This window comes from Rugosimonospora acidiphila, from assembly GCF_039543385.1.
Taxonomy (GTDB): domain Bacteria; phylum Actinomycetota; class Actinomycetes; order Mycobacteriales; family Micromonosporaceae; genus Rugosimonospora; species Rugosimonospora acidiphila.
The window spans coordinates 406,452-423,234 of record NZ_BAABJQ010000001.1 but is presented as its reverse complement, the minus strand read 5'-3'; the positions used below and the strand labels follow the sequence as shown (position 1 = coordinate 423,234).

Genomic DNA, 16,783 nt, shown 5'->3' with positions numbered 1-16,783 from the left:
ATCAGGTTTAAGACGGTCAGGCCACCGCGTCGATCACCAACTGGGGGGCGAATCCGACCACCACGGCCACCAGAGCGACCCCGCCGAGCGCGGCGGCGACCGGCCACCCGATCTTGATCCGGGAATCCGGTTCGCCGTTCCCGGCGAAGAGCGCCCCGATCGCCCGGACGTAGTAGGCCAGCCCGACCACCGAGTTGATCGCCACCACGATCGCCAACCAGGCCGCACCGCCGGACAGCAGCGCCCGGACCACGACGACCTTCGCGAACAGCCCGGCCAGGCCGGGCGGCAGGCCGGCCAGGCCGATCATCGAGAGCACGAACACACCGGTCACCCAGGGCGCGCGCCGCGCCGCGCCGGCATAGTCGGTGATCCGGCCGCCGTCCCGACCGCCGCGCAGGGCGACGACCGCGCCGAACGCGCCGATCTCCAGGATCACGTAGAACACGGCGTACCCGAGGGTGGCCGCCACCGCCCCGGACACCCCCTGAGCGGTACGCCCCCGGGCCAGCGCCAGCGCGCCCAGCGGGGCGAGGATGTACCCGGCCTGTGCGATCGAGGACCAGGCGAGCAGCCGCACCATCCGCGCCTGGCGCAGCGCGCCGAGGTTACCGACGATCATGGTGAGCGTCGCCACCACCGCGAGTGCCGGCCCCACGATGGGAAGCGCCGGCCCGAGCGCGTCCACGGCGACGTACAGGATCGCGATGACGCCACCGAGCTTGGACGCGGTCGACAGGTACGCGGCGACCGGGACCGGCGCGCCATCGTACGCGGCGGGCGCCCAGGCGTGCATCGGCACCGCGGCCACCTTGAAGGCCAGTCCGGCGATCACCAGTACGGCACCGGTTGTCACCATCGGCGGACGGGGCCCGTGGCCCAACGCCGCGGCCAGCCGGGTGAAGTGCAGCGCGCCGGTGGACGCGTACAGCAGGGCGGCCCCGAGCAGGGTCACCGTGGTGGACACGACGCTGACCACGAAGAAGGTGACCGCGCCCTCCGCGCTGGCCACGCTGCGCCGGCGGAACGCGACCAGCGGGTACAGCGGGAGGGTCAGGGTCTCCACCGCGACGGTCAGGCTGATCAGATCCCGGGTGTAGCCGAGCACCACGCCCCCGGTCATCGAGCAGCCGAGCAGGAAGTAATACTCGCCCTGCGACTGGCTCGGCACCGACAGCGCCACAACCACCAGGGTCAGCAGCGCGAAGACGACGGCCACCAGTGCGGCCCGGTGATCGGCCACGTACGAGCAGCCGACCGAGCAGAACGTGCGGCGCACCGGGCCCCGTCCGACCGCGACCGCCGCGACGGCGGTGGCGAGGGTACCCAGTGCGGTGGCCGCCGCGACGGCCGCCCGCCGGGCCGGTACCAGCAGGTCGACCAGGAACGCCAGCAGCGCGGTGCCGGCCGCGCAGTACCCGGGCAGCAGGGCGACCTGGTTCAGGTTCATCGTGCCACCAGCGCCATCACGGGATCGTGCGCCAACCCGAGCACCAGCGCGGGGATCAGCCCGACGGCCAGGGTCAGCAGCACCAGCGGGGCCCAGGACACCAGCTCACCGGCGGACAGCGGCGGGCAACCACCGGCGAACGCCGGCCCGACCGGCCCGTGGCTGACCCGGCGCAGCAGCCGGAGGAAGTACGCGGCGGCCAGCGCCCCGCCGAGCGCCGCCGCCACGGCCAACACGGTCCACAATGGACCGCCATGGCGCAGCGCCGCGATCACCGCGAACGCCTCGCCCCAGAACCCGGCCAACCCGGGCAGCCCGAGCGAGGCGATGGCCGCGTACCCGAGCAGGCCGGCCAGCCGGGGCATTCGGTCGCGCAGGCCGCCGAGCTGGGCCAGTTCCCCGGTGTGCGCCCGGTCCTTGATGGCCCCGGCGAGGAAGAACAGCAGGCCGGTGACTATGCCGTGCGCGATGTTGCCGATCAGGGCGGCCTGCACGCCGGTCGCGTTGAGGGTGGCGATACCGAGCAGCACGAAGCCCATGTGCCCGACGCTGGAGTACGCGATCAGGCGCTTGAGCTCCGTCTGCGCCAGGCACACCAGCCCGCCTACCAGGATCGCGGCCACCGCGAGCACGCCCAGTACGGGCGCCACCCGGCGCGCGGCGTCGGGCAGCACCCCGACCGCTATCCGCAGCAGCCCGTACGTCCCCATCTTCAGCAGCACCCCGGCCAGGATCACCGAGCCGACCGTCGGCGCCTCGGTGTGCGCGTCCGGCAGCCAGCTGTGCAGTGGCCACAGTGGACTCTTCACCGCGAACGCGAGGGCCAGCAACACGAACGCGGCGAGTTGGAGCCCCTCGGACAGTCCGGCTCCGTGTGCGGCGGACAGCGCCACCAGGTCGCCGGTGCCCGCGCGGGTCACCACCAGGAACACCCCGACCAGCAGCAGCACCGAGCCCGACAGCGTGTAGAGCACGAACTTGCGGGCCGCGTGCCGCCGCGCCGGCCCGCCCCACACCGCGATGACCGCGTACATGGGTAGCAGGACGACCTCGAAGAACACGAAGAACAGGACGAGGTCGAGCGACAGGAACACGCCCACGATGCCGACCTCGATGGCCAGCAGCAGTGCGGCGAGCAGGCGTCCACGCGTACATGGAGGTGGTGTGCTTCGAGGTTGTGCCTCTTGGCTCACCACCTCCACGGCTGGAACCGTCCACAGTGTATAGATACCGCAGATAAGGGTCAGCAGGGCGGTCAGCACTACCAAGGGGTAGGAAATACCGTCCACCCCGATGTGGAAGCGTAGGTCCAGGCCGGAGGCCCAACGAAGGTTCAGTTCGTGCCAGGGGCGGATCTCTCCCGGCCGCGCCGGACCGGCCGGGGCCGCCGGACGCCAGCCGTAGAGCAGGACGCTGGCCACGAGGGCGAGCGCCGCGCCCGAGACGGCGACCAGCCGGCCGGCCCGATCTGCGCGCGCGGGCAGGATCGCCGCGCCGGCCGCGCCGAGCGCCGGGAACGCCAGCGTGGCGACGAGCAGCGCCTGCCCGGCCGTCATCGGGCACCCGCCAGAAGCACCGCGACCAGTCCGATCAGCAGCGCCCCGCCGAGCACGGTGGCGGTCGCCCGGGGCAGCGCGGTCCGGTGCCACCGGCCGACCGCCTCGCCGAGGCCCATCGTGTGCCGCCCCGTCGCCTCCACCGCTCCATCCACAAGGGACTCGTCGGCGCGTCGGACGAGTGCGGCGAGCCACAGTACGGGCCGGACGACGGCCGCGCGCTGGACCGCGTCGAGGTAGAACGCGGCGGCGAACACCGGCGCCGCCCGGCCCAGGGCCAGCGCCGGATCGGCGGCCGGAGCGCGCCGCCACAGCGCCCAGCCCAGCAGCGCCCCGGCGAGAAGGCACAGCAGCGGCGGAACGGTGGCCGCGTTCAGGTGCACCAGCGCCGGGGCGCCCAGCTGGCGGGCGAACCCGGGAACCAGGCCGGCGAGGCCCAGCAGCGTCGCCGGCACGGCCAGCGCCACGACCGGTACGAGCATGAGCGGTCCGGCCTCGTGGCCCCGGCGGTCGCCACGGCTCGCGCCGAAGAAGGTGCGCAGCCAGAGCCGGGTCGCGTACCAGGCCGTGGCCAGCGCGGTGCCCAACGCCGACAGCCAGACCACCCAGTCGACCCAGCCGGCCGCCGGCCCGCCCCCTCGGGCGTCGAAGGCCGCCGCCACCACCGCGTCCTTGCTCCAGAACCCGGCGAACGGCGGTACCCCGGCCAGCGCGGCCAGCCCGACGGTGAAGCACCAGAAGGTCACCGGCAGCGCCCGGCGCAGCCCTCCCATGGCCGCCATCGAGTTGGTGCCCACCGCGTGGATGACGCAGCCGGCCGCCAGGAACAGCAACGCCTTGAACGCCGCGTGGGACAGCAGGTGGAACAGCGCCTCCGGGGCCGCCCCGACGGCCAGCGCCCCGGCCATGTACCCGATCTGGGAGACGGTGGACCAGGCCAGCACCCGCTTGATGTCGTCCTGCGCGGTCGCCGCGAGGGCGCCGAGCAGCATGGTGATCGACGCTATGACGCCGAGCACGGCCAGGGTGGCGGGTGCGCCGAGGAACAGCGGGTAGAGCCGGGTCACCACGTAGATGCCGGCCGCCACCATGGTCGCCGCGTGGATCAGCGCGGAGATGGGGGTCGGGCCGGCCATCGCGTCGGGCAGCCAGGTGTGCAGCGGAAACTGCGCGCTCTTGCCGGCCACCCCGGCGAGCAGCAGCAGGGTGGCCAGGGTGAGCCGGGCCGGCGAGTAGTGCGCGGCGAGCACGTCGGCGATCCGGAACGACCCGGCGGACAGGCCGAGCAGCGCGATGCCGATCAGGAAGCCCACGTCGCCGACCCGGGTGACCAGGAACGCCTTGACCGCCGCGCCCGGCGCCTCCGGCAGGGCGCGGTCGTGCCCGATCAGCAGGTATGAGCAGATGCCCATGACCTCCCAGCCGACCAGCAACGCGATGAGGTCGCCGGAGACCACCACCAGCAGCATTGCGGCGGTGAACAGCGACACCTGGGCGGCATAGGGCGGGTACCGGTCGTCGTGCGTCAAGTACGCCACCGAGTACACCTGTACCGCCAGCGCCACGACGCCGACCGCGACGGCCACCAGCGCGGCGGCGCCGTCGACCCGCACCGACAGGGTCACCGGCAGGTCGCCGAAGTCGGCGATCCGGTACCCGCCGTCGACCGGTCCATTGTGGAGCGCCAGGGCGACGGCGAGCCCGAGCGCCGCCGCGGCACCGCCGACGCCGAGCGCTATCGCGCCGGCCCGGGCCCGGCCGACACCCCGTGCCGGCAACAGCAGGCCGAGCAGCGCCGCCAGCAGGGGTACCGCCGGCAGCGCGCCGGCCACGACGCTCACCGGTCCGCCTCGTCGCGCAACGGCACGCCGGCCCCGGGCGTGCCGCGCTGCGCCGGGATCCCCTCGGATGCCGGGACGCTTTCGGGTGCCAGGATGCCCTCGGGCGCCGGGATGCCCTCGGATGCCGGGGTGCCGTCGATGGACGGGCCTCGCTCGACGCGCGCCGGATCGGGGTCGGACAGCGGGATCCGGTCGACCGCGACGCTGGCCCGCAGCCGGTACAGCTGGAGGATCAGGGCCAGCCCCACGCCCACCTCGGCGGCCGCGAGCACGATGACGAACAGCGCGAACACCTGGCCGGAGGCGGGCAGCTCGGCCCGCACGGCGGCGTCCGAGGTGACCAGGATCAGGTTCACCGCGTTGAGCATCAGCTCGACCGACATCAGCAGCAGCACCGCGTTGCGGCGCACCAGCACGCCGTACACGCCGAATCCGAACAGGCCGGCCGCCGTCAGGTACGGGATGACGGGGTGCATCAGTCGCCGCCGGAATCGTCGTCGGCGTCCGGCCGGGAGACCACGACCGCGCCGATCAGGGCGGCCAGCAACAGCACGGAGAGCACCTCGAACGGCAGCACCCAGTGCCGGAACACCTCACCGCCGAGCAGCTGCGCCGAGCCGACGGCGGGCGCGTCCACCCGCTGCCACCGGTACCCATCGATCAGCAGCGCGGCCAGGCCCGCCCCGGCGCCGCCACCGACCAGCAGTCCGGTCCAGCCCGGCCGGTCCAGGTCGGGGCTGGCCCCGATCGGCGCCCGGGTGAGCATCACCGCGAACAGCAGCAGCACCACGACCGCGCCGACGTACAGCAGCACCTGCACCCAGGCGACCAGTTCGGCCGCCAGCACCAGGTAGGCCCCGGCGACGGCGCCCAGGGTGACCACGAGCCACAGCCCGGCGCGGACCACGTGTCGGGTGGTCACGACCCGAGCGCCGGCGCCGATCGCTATCGCGCCGAGCGCGAGCAGGAGGACGTCGGCCGCGGTCATCACGCCGCCCCGGCCGGCCCGCGACTGGTCCGGGTCGTCGCGCGGCGCCCGAGGCGCCGAGCCAGACCGGTCGATCGACTGGTCCGGGTCGTCGCGCGGCGCCAGACGCGCCGAGCCAGACCGGTCGACACGTAGATCGAACCATCCTCCATGGCTCGCTCCGCTCGCTTATCTGGCGGCCTTGCGGGCCGCGACGCTCTCCTCCTTCGCCGGCTCGCCCATCGGGTCGTGCGCGGGCGGCGGCGGCACCGTCCACATCCATTCCCGCAGCCGGTCCTTCTCGTGCAGCAGGTCGCGGATGTCGTACTCCGCGTACTCGAACTCCGGCGACCAGTAGAGGGCATCGAACGGGCACGCCTCGATGCAGATGCCGCAGTACATGCAGAGGGAGAAGTCGATGGCGAACCGGTCCAGCACATTGCGCTGGCGCGGCCGGGCGGCGCCCGGTACCACCACCTCCTCCTTGTGCGAATCTATATAGATGCACCAGTCCGGGCATTCCCGGGCACACAACATGCAGACGGTGCAATTTTCTTCGAAGAGGGCGATCACCCCACGCGATCGTGGCGGCAGGTCCGGCTCGACGTCCGGGTACTGCTGGGTGTGCGCCCGGTGGGCCATGGTCCGGGCGGTGACCGCCAGGCCCTTCGCCAGGCCCTTGCCGGGTATTGCTTCCATGCCGCTCATCCTTCCCCGTTCCGCGCGCTCACGCGAGCACCCGTACCCCCGCCGTGAGCACCAACTGACCGAGGGACACCGGCACCAGTACCAGCCAGCACAGCCGCTGGAGCTGATCCTCGCGCAGTCTCGGGTACGCCACCCGCACCCAGATCACCACAAAGCTCACCGCGAACGTCTTGACCAGCGTCCACAGCCAGCCCATCGGGGCGTCGAACGGGCCCTTCCACCCGCCGAGGAACAGCACGGTGGTCAGCGCGGAGATGACCACTATGCCCACGTACTCGGCGAGCAGGAAGAACGCGAAGCGCAGCCCGGTGTACTCGGTCAGGTACCCGAAGACCAGCTCGGAGTCCGCGATCGGCATGTCGAACGGCGGCCTGCGGATCTCGGCCAGCCCGGACACGAAGAAGACCACCATGGCCGGCAGTTGCCAGAGCAGCCACCAGGGCCGCCAGGCCGCCACGATGCCGGACAGGCTCAGCGTGCCGGCCGCCATCGCCACGCTGGCCGCGGACAGCACGAACGGCAGCTCGTACCCGAGTAGTTGGGCCGCCGCCCGCAGGCCGCCGAGCAGCGAGTATTTGTTGGCGCTGGACCAGGCGGCCATGAGCACCGCCACCACGCCCACGCCCACCACGGCGAGCACCACGAACAGCCCGATGTCGATGGGCTGGCCGACCATCCAGTCGCCCGGGCCGAGCGGGATGAACAGCAGCGCGACCAGGTACGGCAGCAACGCGATGACCGGCGCGAGCCGGAACACCGGCCGGTCGGCGTCAGCCGGGACGATGTCTTCCTTCTGGACGAACTTCACGCCGTCCGCGATCAACTGGGCCCACCCGTGGAAGGCTCCCGCGTACATCGGGCCGAGCCGGCCCTGCATGTGCGCCATCACCTTGTGCTCGGCCTGGCCCACCAGCAGCGGCAGGGTGAGGAATGCGACCACCACGCCGAGCACCCGGATGATGACCTCGATCACGGCTACCCCTGGCCGTCGGGGGTGCGCGGCCGCGGGCCGGGCTCGCGGCCGGCCGGGCCGGACCCGCCCGCCCCGCTCGGCTCGCCGGCCGGCGGGCGCGGACCCCACTCGCCCGGCGCCGGAACACCCGGGGGCCGCATCGGGGCCCGTCGGGCCGCGTGCGGATCATGGGACTCGCCCGGCTCCTTGGCGCCCGGCCAGGCCTTCGCCACCCGCGCGGCGAGGACGAACTCCTTGCGCAGCGGGTGCCCCTCGAACTCCGGGGGCAGCAGCAGGGGCCGCAGGCCGCCCGGGTGCCCCGGAAAGTCGACGCCGAACATCTCGTGCGTCTCCCGCTCGTGCCAGGCCGCGCCGGCGAACACGTCCACAATGGACGGCACGGCGGCCGACTCCCTGGACACCAGGGTCCGCAGCAGGACTCCGGTCCGCCCGGTGGTGGACCAGAGGTGCGCGACGATCCGGAACCCGTCGTCCAACTCGTCGACGGCGGACAGCCAGTCCAGGTAGTCGTATCCGAGATCGTTCCGCGCGGTATGCACGGCCGGCGCCCAGCCGTCCACCGCCACGTCAACGGTCACCCTGGACCAGGCGCCACCCCCGGAGACCGAGGCCGCGCCACCGAGCCGGGTACCCAACTCCTCCGGCGTCATGGATGGATCGTAACCGGGCAGGGAAGACCCGGTGCTCCGCCGACCGGTCGGCTCCCCGGGCCGCACCTCGATCCGCCCGTTGGAGGCCCGGGGAGCCAACCGAAGGAACCGATCGAAAACTGGCCAAAAGGCCGAACGAAATTAGACTGAACCGATGAGCGAGCCTCGCCTTCGCTCCGAACGCCCGAACGCATCGCCGCCGAGCGCACCGCCCCCGAACGCATCGCCGCCGAGCGCACCGCCCCCGAACGCACCGCCCCCGAGCGCACCGCCCCCGAGCGCCCCGTGGCCGGCCGAGCCGGTCCCCTCGACCCGGCTCGCGCCGCCGGCCGGCCCGCCGCGATCGGGTGCCCCGTCGCTGTCCGCCGATCCGCCGCCCTCGAACGCCCCGCCGTCGTCGATCAAGCCGCCGTCGTCGGCGATCAAGCCGCCGTCGTCGGCGATCCCGGGGCTGTCGGCCAATCCGCGGCTGTCGGCCATCCCGGGGCTGTCGGCTGCGGAGGGCCGGAGCCTGGCCAGCCTCGCGGTGGCCGCGGTCGCCGCGAGGCTGCGCGGCGCCCCGCCAGACGACCGGCCCCCGGTCGAGGCGCGGCTGCACAGGCCGGGTGCGTCGTTCGTCACGTTAGAGACCGACGGCCGGCTACGCGGCTGCATCGGCAGCCTGCTCCCGGTCCGGCCGCTGTACCTCGACGTGGCGCGCAACGCCCGCCGGGCCACCACCGACCCTCGCCTGCCACCGGTGACCAGGGCCGACTGGCCGGGCCTGGCGGTGTCCGTATCGGTGCTCACCGACCCCGCACCGCTGCCGGTGCGCGAGCTGGCCGGGCTGGTGGCCGCCCTGCGCCCCGGGCTGGACGGCCTGATCCTGACGGACGGCCGCCGGCGGGCCACCTTTCTGCCAGCGGTGTGGCGCAAGCTCGCCGATCCGGACCAGTTCGTCCGGGCGCTGCTGGCCAAGGGGGGCTGGCCGGACGGGGCCTGGCCGGACGGGATGAGGGCCGCCCGCTACACCAGCGAGGAGTTCACTGACGCCCCGCCGCGCGAGGACATAGGGTGACCGGCATGCACCCGCTGGTTGAGGAGGCCATGAAGAAGGCCGCGGTGGCCTGGCTGGCCGTACCGGGGCGGCCCGGGCCGTACCCAGTCTGGTGCCTGTGGAGCGACGGGGCGCTGTACCTGGTCAGCGGGCCGGGCGAGCAGCCGGCGCCGGGGCTGGAAGGCGCCACCGTGGTGGACGTCTCGGCCCGGGGAGATCACGGCGGGCGCATCGTCACCTGGCCGGCCAGGGTCGATCGGCTGGCACCGGACGACGAGCTGTGGCCGACGATCGCCCAGCAGTTGGCCGGCAAGCGGCTCAACGCACCGGCCGGCGTGGCGGAGACGGTCCGGCGCTGGGCGGACGAGTGCCTGGTCGCCCGCCTGGTCCCGGTCGGCGAACCGATCGAGGCAGCGCCCGACCTGCACGACGCCTCGGGCGCGGCCCCGCCACGCCCGACGCCGGCCGCCAACCGCACGGCGAAGCCCTTCCGGCTGCACCGGGTGCGCGGGGCGACCCGCCCCGAGCACTAAAACGCTCCGGCGCTGGGCGCCGGGGAGGGCGGGCCTCAGCCCACGAACGGCGGGACGGCGATCTCGCCACGGGCGATCGGGACCACCCGACCGGTGGCCGTCGCGTTCACCACCGTGCCGCCCCGCGCGGTCACCCGGCACTCGACCGTGGAGGGCCGGCCCATCTCGTGCCCCTGCTCCACCAGGTACTCGGACTCGCCCTCGCCCGGCAGCAGGCCGGACGCGACCAGCCAGACTCCCAGCCCGAGCGCGGCCGAGCCGGTCGCCGGGTCCTCCACCATGCCGCTGCCGAAGAACACCCGGGTGTGCGCGACCCGGTTGGCCTCGTCCCACGCGACCAGGCTCACCGCGAACAGCCCCGCCGCCCGGGCCGCCGCCGCGTCCCCGGCGGCGCGGGCCAGCGCGTCCCGGGTGATCGAGACGAACGGGAACTCCAGGCCGCAGCCCGCGATCCGGGGGGCCGGTCCGACGAAATCCTCGTCGGTCAGGCCGGCGGCGGCCAGCAGGTTGGTGGGGTCGAGCGCCTCGCCGACGGTGGCCGGCCCACCGGTCAGAGTGGCCTTCCCGCCCTCGTACACCTGGATGGGCAGCAGCCCCGCGCCGCACTCCTGGACGAGGGCGCCGGGCTCCCGCCCCGCCCGCTCGGCGAAGGTGACCGCCGCCCCGACGCTCGGGTGACCCGCGAACGGCAGCTCGGTCTCGGTGGTGAAGATCCGCGCCCGGTACGTCGCCTCGGGGGTGGTCGGCGGCAGCACGAAGGCCGTCTCCGAGAGGTTGAATTCGCGGGCCAGCGCCTGCAGCTGCTCGGCGGCGAGATCCTGGGCGTCGAACACCACCGCCAGGGGGTTACCGGTGAACGGTCGGTCCGTGAACACGTCCACGATCTGATACGGCAGGCTGATCATGTGATCACCCTATCCGCCAACTACTCTGGACGGGTGACCACGGCGACCAGGGTGTACGTCGCCCGGCTCGCTGGCCTCGCCGTCTTCGACCCCAACGGTGATCAGGTCGGTCGGGTCCGGGACGCGGTCGCGCGCATCCGCAGCAGCAGCGTGCCGCCCCGGGTCGTGGGGCTGGTGGCCGAGATGCCGCTGCGCCGCCGGATCTTCCTGCCGATCCACCGGATCACCGCCATCGAACCGGACTCCGTGGTGCTGTCCACCGGGACCCTCAACCTGCGGCGCTTCGAGAAGCGCGCCGGCGAGCTGCTGGTACTGACCGAGCTGCTGGACCGCCGGGTGACGGTGGCCGCGACCAGCCGGGCCGGCACGGTCGTCGACGTGGCGATGGAGGCCGACCGCGCCGGGGAGTGGTCGCTGACCCGGGTCGCGGTGCGCGAGGTGACGGGCCGGCTGGCCCGCCGGGGGCACCTGCACCAGCTGGAGTGGTCCGAGGTGACCGGCCTGATCGGGGTCACCGAGCAGCAGGGCACCGCCAACCTGCTCGCGGTGCTGGACAACATGCGCCCGGCGGACCTGGCCAACGTGCTGCAAGATCTGTCCGACAGCCGGCGCAACGAGGTGGCCGCCGCGCTGGACGACGAGCGCCTGGCCGACGTGCTCGAGGAGCTGCCCGAGCACGACCAGGTGGAGATCTTGGCCGCGCTCAAGCCCGAGCGGGCCGCCGACGTCCTGGAGGAGATGGACCCCGACGACGCCGCCGACCTGCTCGCCGAGCTGCCCAAGCCGGACCAGGAAGTGCTGCTGGACCTGATGCAGCCGGAGGAGGCCGATCCCGTCCGCCGGCTGCTCGACTACTCGCCCGGCACCGCCGGCGGCGTGATGACCTCCGAGCCGATCGTGCTGCCGCCGGACGCGACGGTGGCCGAGGCCCTGGCCCGGATCCGCGAGCCGCAGCTGTCCCCGGCGGTCGCGGCGCAGGTGTTCGTGGCGCGAACGCCGATGGCCACCCCGACCGGCCGGTACCTGGGCATGGTGCACTTCCAGCGGCTACTCCGAGAGCCGCCCGCCGAGCTGCTCGGCGCCGTGGTGGACAACGACATCGATCCGCTCGACCCGGACACCCCGCTGCCCGAGATCACCCGGCGGATGGCCACCTACAACCTGATCGCGATCGCGGTGGTCGACAACAACGACCGGCTGGTCGGCGCGGTCACCGTCGACGATGTGCTCGACCACCTGCTGCCGCCGGACTGGCGCGACCGCGATCAGGATGTGCCGCTGCGGATCGGCCATGGCTGAGTTCCGCCGGGACGCCCGGCTCGATCAGCCGCGGGTGTCCCGACGGGTACCGGTCCCGAAAATCGACAGCGAGACCTTCGGCAGGTTCGCGGAGGTGTTCGCCCGCTTCATGGGCACCCCGCGATTCATCGCGTACATGACGATCTTCGTACTGGTGTGGATCGTGCTCAACATCGTCGGCCTGTACGGGCTGCGGTGGGACCCGTACCCGTTCATCCTGCTGAACCTCTTCTTCAGCACCCAGGCCTCGTACGCCGCCCCGCTGATCCTGCTCGCCCAGAACCGCCAGGCCAACCGGGACCGGGTGACCATGGAGGAGGACCGGCGCCGCGCCGCCATGCAGAAGGAGGACACCGAGTACCTGGCCCGGGAGATCGCCTCGCTGCGCATCGCGCTCGGTGAGGTGGCCACCCGCGACTTCCTCCGCTCGGAGCTGGTCAGGCTGATCGAGGAGCTGGATCAGGCCGCGACCCGCCGGCAGAAGACGGAGCGTAAGGAGCTGCGGCGGGAGGCCCGCCGGGCGGCGCGCAGGGCGGCCGGGGCGGAGGGCCTGGACGAGCCGTTCGACGAGTTCGGCGACGACGCGGAGCCGCTGGAGCAGACTCCGCCGCGCGCCCCGAGGGGCTAGGCGCGCGGCACGGGCGGCGCGGAATCGTCGGGCCGTGCCGCCGGCCGGGAAGCCCGCCGTTGTCCGGGTGCCTGCGCAGTGCCGGACAACGCCGCCGGGAGACCCCCGGAGGGTTGGTTGGCGGACTCGCCGATACCCCGGATCGTCGCACCTCAGAGCCCATTCTCAAGATCAACAGTGATCGTGGCGGTGCCGTCGGTCACCGACGTCGCGCGCCGGTCGGCCGGTCCGGCGCCGGACGTAGCATGGTTGCTATGTCAGCTCCGACCACGTCCGTGGAAGCCGCCATCCAGTCCGCCCTGGCAACCGTGCAGGATCCGGAGATCCGTCGGCCGATCACCGATCTCGGGATGGTCCGCGCCGTGACGGTCGACACCGACGGCCGGGCGAAGATCGGCATCCTGCTCACCGTCTCCGGCTGCCCCATGCGGGACAAGTTGAACACGGACATCACCGCCGCGGTCTCCGCGGTGCCCGGCGTCACGGGCGTCGAGATCGACTTCGGTGCGATGACCACCGAGCAGCGCCAGGCCCTACAGTCCTCGCTGCGCGGGCCGGGCGCCGCCGAGCCGGTCATCCCGTTCGCCCAGCCCGGCTCCCGTACGAGGGTGTACGCGGTGGCCAGCGGCAAGGGCGGCGTCGGCAAGTCCAGCGTCACGGTCAACCTGGCCGCCTCACTGGCCGCCAAGGGCCTGTCGGTCGGCGTGGTGGACGCGGACATCTACGGGCACTCGGTGCCCCGGATGCTCGGCATCTCGGCCCGCCCCACCCAGGTCGAAGACATGATCATGCCGCCTCAGGCGTACGGCGTGAAGGTCATCTCGATAGGCATGTTCACCCAGGGCAACGCGGCCGTGGTGTGGCGCGGCCCGATGCTGCACCGCGCGCTGCAGCAGTTCCTCGCCGACGTGTACTGGGGCGACCTGGACGTCCTGCTGCTGGACCTGCCCCCGGGCACCGGCGACATCGCGATCTCCCTGGCTCAACTGCTGCCCAGCGCGGAGATCCTGGTGGTCACCACCCCGCAGGCCGCGGCGGCCGAGGTCGCCGAGCGGGCCGGGGCGATCGCCCTGCAGACGCACCAGCGGCTGATCGGTGTGGTCGAGAACATGTCCTGGCTGGCCCTGCCCACGGGCGAGCGGATGGAGATCTTCGGTGCCGGTGGCGGGCAGACCGTGGCCGAGTCGCTGACCCGGCTGACCGGAGCCACCGTGCCGCTGCTGGGACAGATCCCGCTGGACACCCGGGTACGGGAGGCCGGCGATCAAGGTGCTCCGATCGTGTTGGACGCGCCGGACGCGCCGGCGGCCCAGGCGCTCTCGGCGGTGGCCGACCGGCTGGCGATCCGCCGCGAATCACTGATCGGTAAGCCGCTGGGGCTACGGCCCTCGTCCGGCGGCTGAGATCGGGCCGGGCCCGACCGGCCGTTGAGGTCGCCCAGCGGAGCCGCCCGTCACGAGGTGCCGGGCGGCGGGGTGGCATGAGCCACGATCAGGTGGCGTCCATGTCGTACGCGACCTGGCTGGTGATCGCCGGCCCTCCCGCGGAGGTCGGCTTCAGCTGCCGGTCCACCGACTCGGCCGTGGACTTCAGCTCGTTGTGGACGCCCTTGAGGTCGTCCTGCACGCCCTTCAGGTCCTTCTGGACCCCCTCGTAGAGGTCCTCCAGCGGCTTGCGCAGCGCCTTCTCGTCCTCCTCGGAGAGCAGGTGCTTGCGCAGCAGCGACTTGGGGTTCAGGTCTTCCAGCTGGATGTCGGTGCCCAGCTCCCGGCTCAGGTCCCCGGTGGCATTGCGCGCCATGTCCCGCAGGTTGCGCACCATCTTCACGCCATCTGCGATCGCCTTGGGCAGCTTGTCCGGGCCGAAGATGAACAGGGCCAACAGCAACAGCAGGAGGATCTTCTCGCTATCGAGGTTGTCCAGCCCGAACATGTCGACCTACTTCCCCCGACGGCGATGGGCCGCGCGCTCGCCGGTCCGCGCGTTGCCGACGGGCCCGTTTTACAGGGTACGCATGGCTCGGCCCTGCGGCGAGAGGGCGAAGCGGATCAGTTGGAGTCCGCCGCCAAGGTCACCTGCACGGTATGCGGCCCGCCATCCCGCTGATACTGGACATTTACCGCCTGGCCCGGTGCGTACATCCGCACCAACGCGATCAGATCGGCCGGCTCCTCCAGGGGCACGTTGTTGATCCGGGTCAGCACGTCGCCCGGCTTGATCCCGGCGTTGGCGGCCGGCCCGCCCGAGGGCACGACCGTAACCTCGACCCCGCCGTTCGGATTTTGGTATGAATTGGACAATTCAGCACCGATCACCGTACGACGGGCCTTACCATTGTTGATGATGTCCTGCGCTATCCGTTTTGCCTGGTTAATCGGAATCGCGAACGCGAGTCCGATATTTCCGGCTTCGTCCGCATCGGAGGCCATCGAACGGATCACCGAGTTCATCCCGATCACCCGACCACCGGCATCCACCAAGGGACCACCGGAGTTCCCATGATTGATCGCGGCATCGGTCTGGATCGCGGAGTAGTACCGGGTCGGACCGCCCGGCTCGTCCGCCTCGATGGTCCGGTTCAACGAGCTGACGATCCCGGAGGTCACCGTGTTCGCCAGCGCCAGTGGAGAGCCGATCGCCAGCACCGGGTCACCGACCGCCACCTGGTCGGAGTCGCCGAACTGGACCGGCTGCAGACCGCTCTTGCTGAGCTTGAGCACCGCCACGTCCGACTCCTGGTCCTCCCCGACCACTTTGGCGTCGACCGTCGTGGAGTCGCTGAACGTCACGGTGGCCTGGCCCTTCTCCCCCTCTACAACGTGATCGTTTGTGATCACGTAACCGTCGCTGGAGGCGATGAACCCCGAACCCAGGCTGTATCCGGAGTCGGTACCCACCTTGATCGTCACGACGCTGGGCAGTACCCGGGACGCCACCCCGGCCAGCGAGTCCGGCGGGCGTACCGCCAGCGAGGCGGGCGTGCCGTTGCCCGCCGCGCCCAGGACGGTCTGCCCGGGCGCGCCCCCCTTGGTGGCGAAGACGTAGCCCAGCGTGCCGCCGAGCGCGCCGGCGAGCAGCGCGGTCACCACGGCCACCAGAAACACCATCCCGAGCGAACGGCGCTCCCCGGGCGCGGTGATCGTCGGATCGGGCTCCAGGGGAGGCGGCGCCGCAGCCGGGCGGATCACCACGGCCGACGGCGCGTCAGGATCCCGCCACGGGTCCCCCAGAGCGTCGGACCACCATGGCGACTGGCCCGTTCCCGTGGTGCTGGTCGAGCGAGCGCCGGGCGCGCCTTGCCGGGCGACGCCGTCAGGCTGCCGCCAGGCCGAACCGTCAGTCACGATCGGCACCCTCTCCTGTCCATCCCCGCCTCCAGCATCGCACGCCTCGCGGCGTCGCAAGCCGGCGCTCGGATCTCCACCGATCTCCCCTCCCGGGGGGCGGGATACTGGTGCGACCCTGACTAGGCTCTAGCGGGTAGCGTCCGCGCCCCGGTGCGGCGCACACCCCTCGGCGCCACTCGCTAACCGGAGGCGCCTGCCCACGGATCGGGAGGTGCACCATCGCCGCGACCATCAACCCGCCCAATCCAGTCACCGCGGCGGCACGCGAATTCGCCGAGGCGTACGCGCCCGAGGACCGGATCCTGCACGTCGCCCGCTCACTGGCCCACGAGGTCGGAGTGGCCCCCATCCAGCCCGGTGCCGGCGCCGCGCTGCGGCTGCTCGCCGCCGCGGGTGGCGCCAAGGCCGTGGTGGAGATCGGCACCGGTACCGGCGTGAGCGGCCTGTGGCTGCTGAGCGGGATGCGGCCCGACGGCATCCTGACCACCATCGACGTTGAGGCCGAGCACCAGCGGATGGCGCGCCGGATCTTCGCCGAGGCCGGGTACCAGGCGTCCCGCACCCGGATCATCACCGGCCGAGCCCTGGACGTGCTGCCCCGCCTCGCCGACGGAATGTACGACCTGCTCTTCATCGACGGTGACCGGGACGAGTACGGATCCTGCGTCGGCTCGGCGCTGCGGCTGCTGCGGCCGGGCGGGGTGCTGGCCATCAACGGGATGCTGGCCGGCGGCAAGGTGGCCGACCCGGCGGCCCGGGACCCGGAGACGGTGGTCCTGCGGGAGTTGGTCAAGGCGCTGCGCGACGCGGAGGAGTGGCTGCCGGCCCTGCTACCGGTCGGCGACGGCCTACTCGCGGCCGTCAAGCGCTGATCCATCCCGGCTGCCCGG

The 16,783-nt window shown here is 72.6% G+C and carries 16 protein-coding genes and 1 pseudogene; 6 read left to right on the top strand and 11 right to left on the bottom strand.

Annotation, left to right across the window (positions count from 1 at the left end):
- Positions 1–16: 16 nt before the first annotated feature.
- The 8 genes and pseudogenes from ABEA87_RS02070 to ABEA87_RS02035 form a co-directional block, all read right to left on the bottom strand.
- On the bottom strand, positions 17–1,450 hold the full coding sequence (locus tag ABEA87_RS02070) for an NADH-quinone oxidoreductase subunit N (protein WP_345625450.1): 1,434 nt from the start codon (positions 1,448–1,450) through the stop codon (positions 17–19).
- The gene (locus ABEA87_RS02065) at positions 1,447–3,006 is read right to left on the bottom strand and encodes a complex I subunit 4 family protein (RefSeq protein ID WP_345625448.1); all 1,560 of its coding nucleotides are present in this window, start codon (positions 3,004–3,006) and stop codon (positions 1,447–1,449) included. Before ABEA87_RS02065 ends, ABEA87_RS02070 begins: the two co-directional genes overlap by 4 nt.
- A complete protein-coding gene (locus ABEA87_RS02060) occupies positions 3,003–4,847 on the bottom strand; it encodes an NADH-quinone oxidoreductase subunit 5 family protein (RefSeq protein WP_345625446.1) in 1,845 nt (614 codons plus the stop codon). Before ABEA87_RS02060 ends, ABEA87_RS02065 begins: the two co-directional genes overlap by 4 nt.
- Entirely contained in the window at positions 4,844–5,323 is a 480-nt protein-coding gene (gene nuoK, locus ABEA87_RS02055; protein ID WP_345625444.1) for an NADH-quinone oxidoreductase subunit NuoK, read from the bottom strand. The genes ABEA87_RS02060 and nuoK overlap by 4 nt, the downstream gene beginning before the upstream one ends.
- Positions 5,323–5,835, bottom strand: a complete 513-nt coding sequence (locus ABEA87_RS02050) for an NADH-quinone oxidoreductase subunit J family protein (protein WP_345625442.1) — start codon at positions 5,833–5,835, stop codon at positions 5,323–5,325. Before ABEA87_RS02050 ends, nuoK begins: the two co-directional genes overlap by 1 nt.
- 174 nt (positions 5,836–6,009) lie before the next feature.
- A pseudogene (locus ABEA87_RS02045) lies at positions 6,010–6,522 on the bottom strand (NuoI/complex I 23 kDa subunit family protein); the annotation flags it as partial.
- Between the two features lie 19 nt (positions 6,523–6,541).
- Positions 6,542–7,495 (bottom strand): complex I subunit 1/NuoH family protein, encoded by a 954-nt coding sequence (locus ABEA87_RS02040; RefSeq protein ID WP_345625440.1) that lies wholly within the window; start codon positions 7,493–7,495, stop codon positions 6,542–6,544.
- Between the two features lie 2 nt (positions 7,496–7,497).
- Entirely contained in the window at positions 7,498–8,145 is a 648-nt protein-coding gene (locus ABEA87_RS02035; RefSeq protein ID WP_345625438.1) for an NADH-quinone oxidoreductase subunit C, read from the bottom strand.
- Positions 8,146–8,299: 154 nt separating this feature from the next.
- Here ABEA87_RS02035 and amrA point away from each other — a divergent pair, with 154 nt between their 5' ends.
- Together amrA and ABEA87_RS02025 are read left to right on the top strand one after the other, a co-directional pair.
- On the top strand, positions 8,300–9,202 hold the full coding sequence (amrA, locus tag ABEA87_RS02030; protein WP_345625436.1) for an AmmeMemoRadiSam system protein A: 903 nt from the start codon (positions 8,300–8,302) through the stop codon (positions 9,200–9,202).
- Between the two features lie 5 nt (positions 9,203–9,207).
- A complete protein-coding gene (locus ABEA87_RS02025) occupies positions 9,208–9,714 on the top strand; it encodes a hypothetical protein (protein ID WP_345625434.1) in 507 nt (168 codons plus the stop codon).
- 35 nt (positions 9,715–9,749) lie between these two features.
- Here the strand turns inward: ABEA87_RS02025 and ABEA87_RS02020 are convergent, their stop codons facing one another.
- Complete coding sequence (locus ABEA87_RS02020; protein ID WP_345625432.1) at positions 9,750–10,619, bottom strand: PhzF family phenazine biosynthesis protein; 870 nt, start codon at positions 10,617–10,619, stop codon at positions 9,750–9,752.
- A gap of 33 nt (positions 10,620–10,652) precedes the next feature.
- Between ABEA87_RS02020 and ABEA87_RS02015 the strand changes: the two genes are divergently transcribed.
- From ABEA87_RS02015 to ABEA87_RS02005, 3 genes are all read left to right on the top strand, one after another.
- Positions 10,653–11,918 carry a magnesium transporter MgtE N-terminal domain-containing protein gene (locus ABEA87_RS02015; protein ID WP_345625430.1) on the top strand — a complete coding sequence of 422 codons (1,266 nt, stop codon included), beginning with the start codon at positions 10,653–10,655 and terminating at the stop codon, positions 11,916–11,918.
- Positions 11,911–12,546, top strand: coding sequence for a DUF1003 domain-containing protein (locus tag ABEA87_RS02010; RefSeq protein WP_345625428.1), 636 nt, complete (start codon positions 11,911–11,913; stop codon positions 12,544–12,546). Before ABEA87_RS02015 ends, ABEA87_RS02010 begins: the two co-directional genes overlap by 8 nt.
- Positions 12,547–12,800: 254 nt before the next feature.
- The gene (locus ABEA87_RS02005; protein WP_345625426.1) at positions 12,801–13,949 is read left to right on the top strand and encodes an Mrp/NBP35 family ATP-binding protein; all 1,149 of its coding nucleotides are present in this window, start codon (positions 12,801–12,803) and stop codon (positions 13,947–13,949) included.
- Between the two features lie 88 nt (positions 13,950–14,037).
- Here ABEA87_RS02005 and ABEA87_RS02000 read toward each other — a convergent pair whose 3' ends face one another.
- The gene (locus tag ABEA87_RS02000) at positions 14,038–14,478 is read right to left on the bottom strand and encodes a Sec-independent protein translocase family protein (protein ID WP_345625424.1); all 441 of its coding nucleotides are present in this window, start codon (positions 14,476–14,478) and stop codon (positions 14,038–14,040) included.
- A gap of 116 nt (positions 14,479–14,594) precedes the next feature.
- A complete protein-coding gene (locus ABEA87_RS01995) occupies positions 14,595–15,890 on the bottom strand; it encodes a S1C family serine protease (RefSeq protein ID WP_345625422.1) in 1,296 nt (431 codons plus the stop codon).
- Between the two features lie 233 nt (positions 15,891–16,123).
- On the opposite strand from ABEA87_RS01995, the gene ABEA87_RS01990 reads away from it, so the two are divergent.
- A complete protein-coding gene (locus ABEA87_RS01990) occupies positions 16,124–16,765 on the top strand; it encodes an O-methyltransferase (RefSeq protein ID WP_345625768.1) in 642 nt (213 codons plus the stop codon).
- The last annotated feature ends 18 nt before the right edge of the window (positions 16,766–16,783 follow it).

Bases quoted from the DNA above. Each gene is read 5' to 3' on its own strand.
- ABEA87_RS02025 (WP_345625434.1), top strand. From the start codon at position 9,208: ATGCACCCGCTGGTTGAGGAGGCCATGAAGAAGGCCGCGGTGGCCTGG.
- nuoK (WP_345625444.1), bottom strand. From the start codon at position 5,323: ATGCACCCCGTCATCCCGTACCTGACGGCGGCCGGCCTGTTCGGATTC.
- ABEA87_RS02065 (WP_345625448.1), bottom strand. From the start codon at position 3,006: ATGACGGCCGGGCAGGCGCTGCTCGTCGCCACGCTGGCGTTCCCGGCG.
- ABEA87_RS02010 (WP_345625428.1), top strand. From the start codon at position 11,911: ATGGCTGAGTTCCGCCGGGACGCCCGGCTCGATCAGCCGCGGGTGTCC.
- ABEA87_RS02000 (WP_345625424.1), bottom strand. From the start codon at position 14,478: ATGTTCGGGCTGGACAACCTCGATAGCGAGAAGATCCTCCTGCTGTTG.
- ABEA87_RS02050 (WP_345625442.1), bottom strand. From the start codon at position 5,835: ATGACCGCGGCCGACGTCCTCCTGCTCGCGCTCGGCGCGATAGCGATC.
- ABEA87_RS02005 (WP_345625426.1), top strand. From the start codon at position 12,801: ATGTCAGCTCCGACCACGTCCGTGGAAGCCGCCATCCAGTCCGCCCTG.
- amrA (WP_345625436.1), top strand. From the start codon at position 8,300: ATGAGCGAGCCTCGCCTTCGCTCCGAACGCCCGAACGCATCGCCGCCG.
- ABEA87_RS02035 (WP_345625438.1), bottom strand. From the start codon at position 8,145: ATGACGCCGGAGGAGTTGGGTACCCGGCTCGGTGGCGCGGCCTCGGTC.
- ABEA87_RS02070 (WP_345625450.1), bottom strand. From the start codon at position 1,450: ATGAACCTGAACCAGGTCGCCCTGCTGCCCGGGTACTGCGCGGCCGGC.
- ABEA87_RS02020 (WP_345625432.1), bottom strand. From the start codon at position 10,619: ATGATCAGCCTGCCGTATCAGATCGTGGACGTGTTCACGGACCGACCG.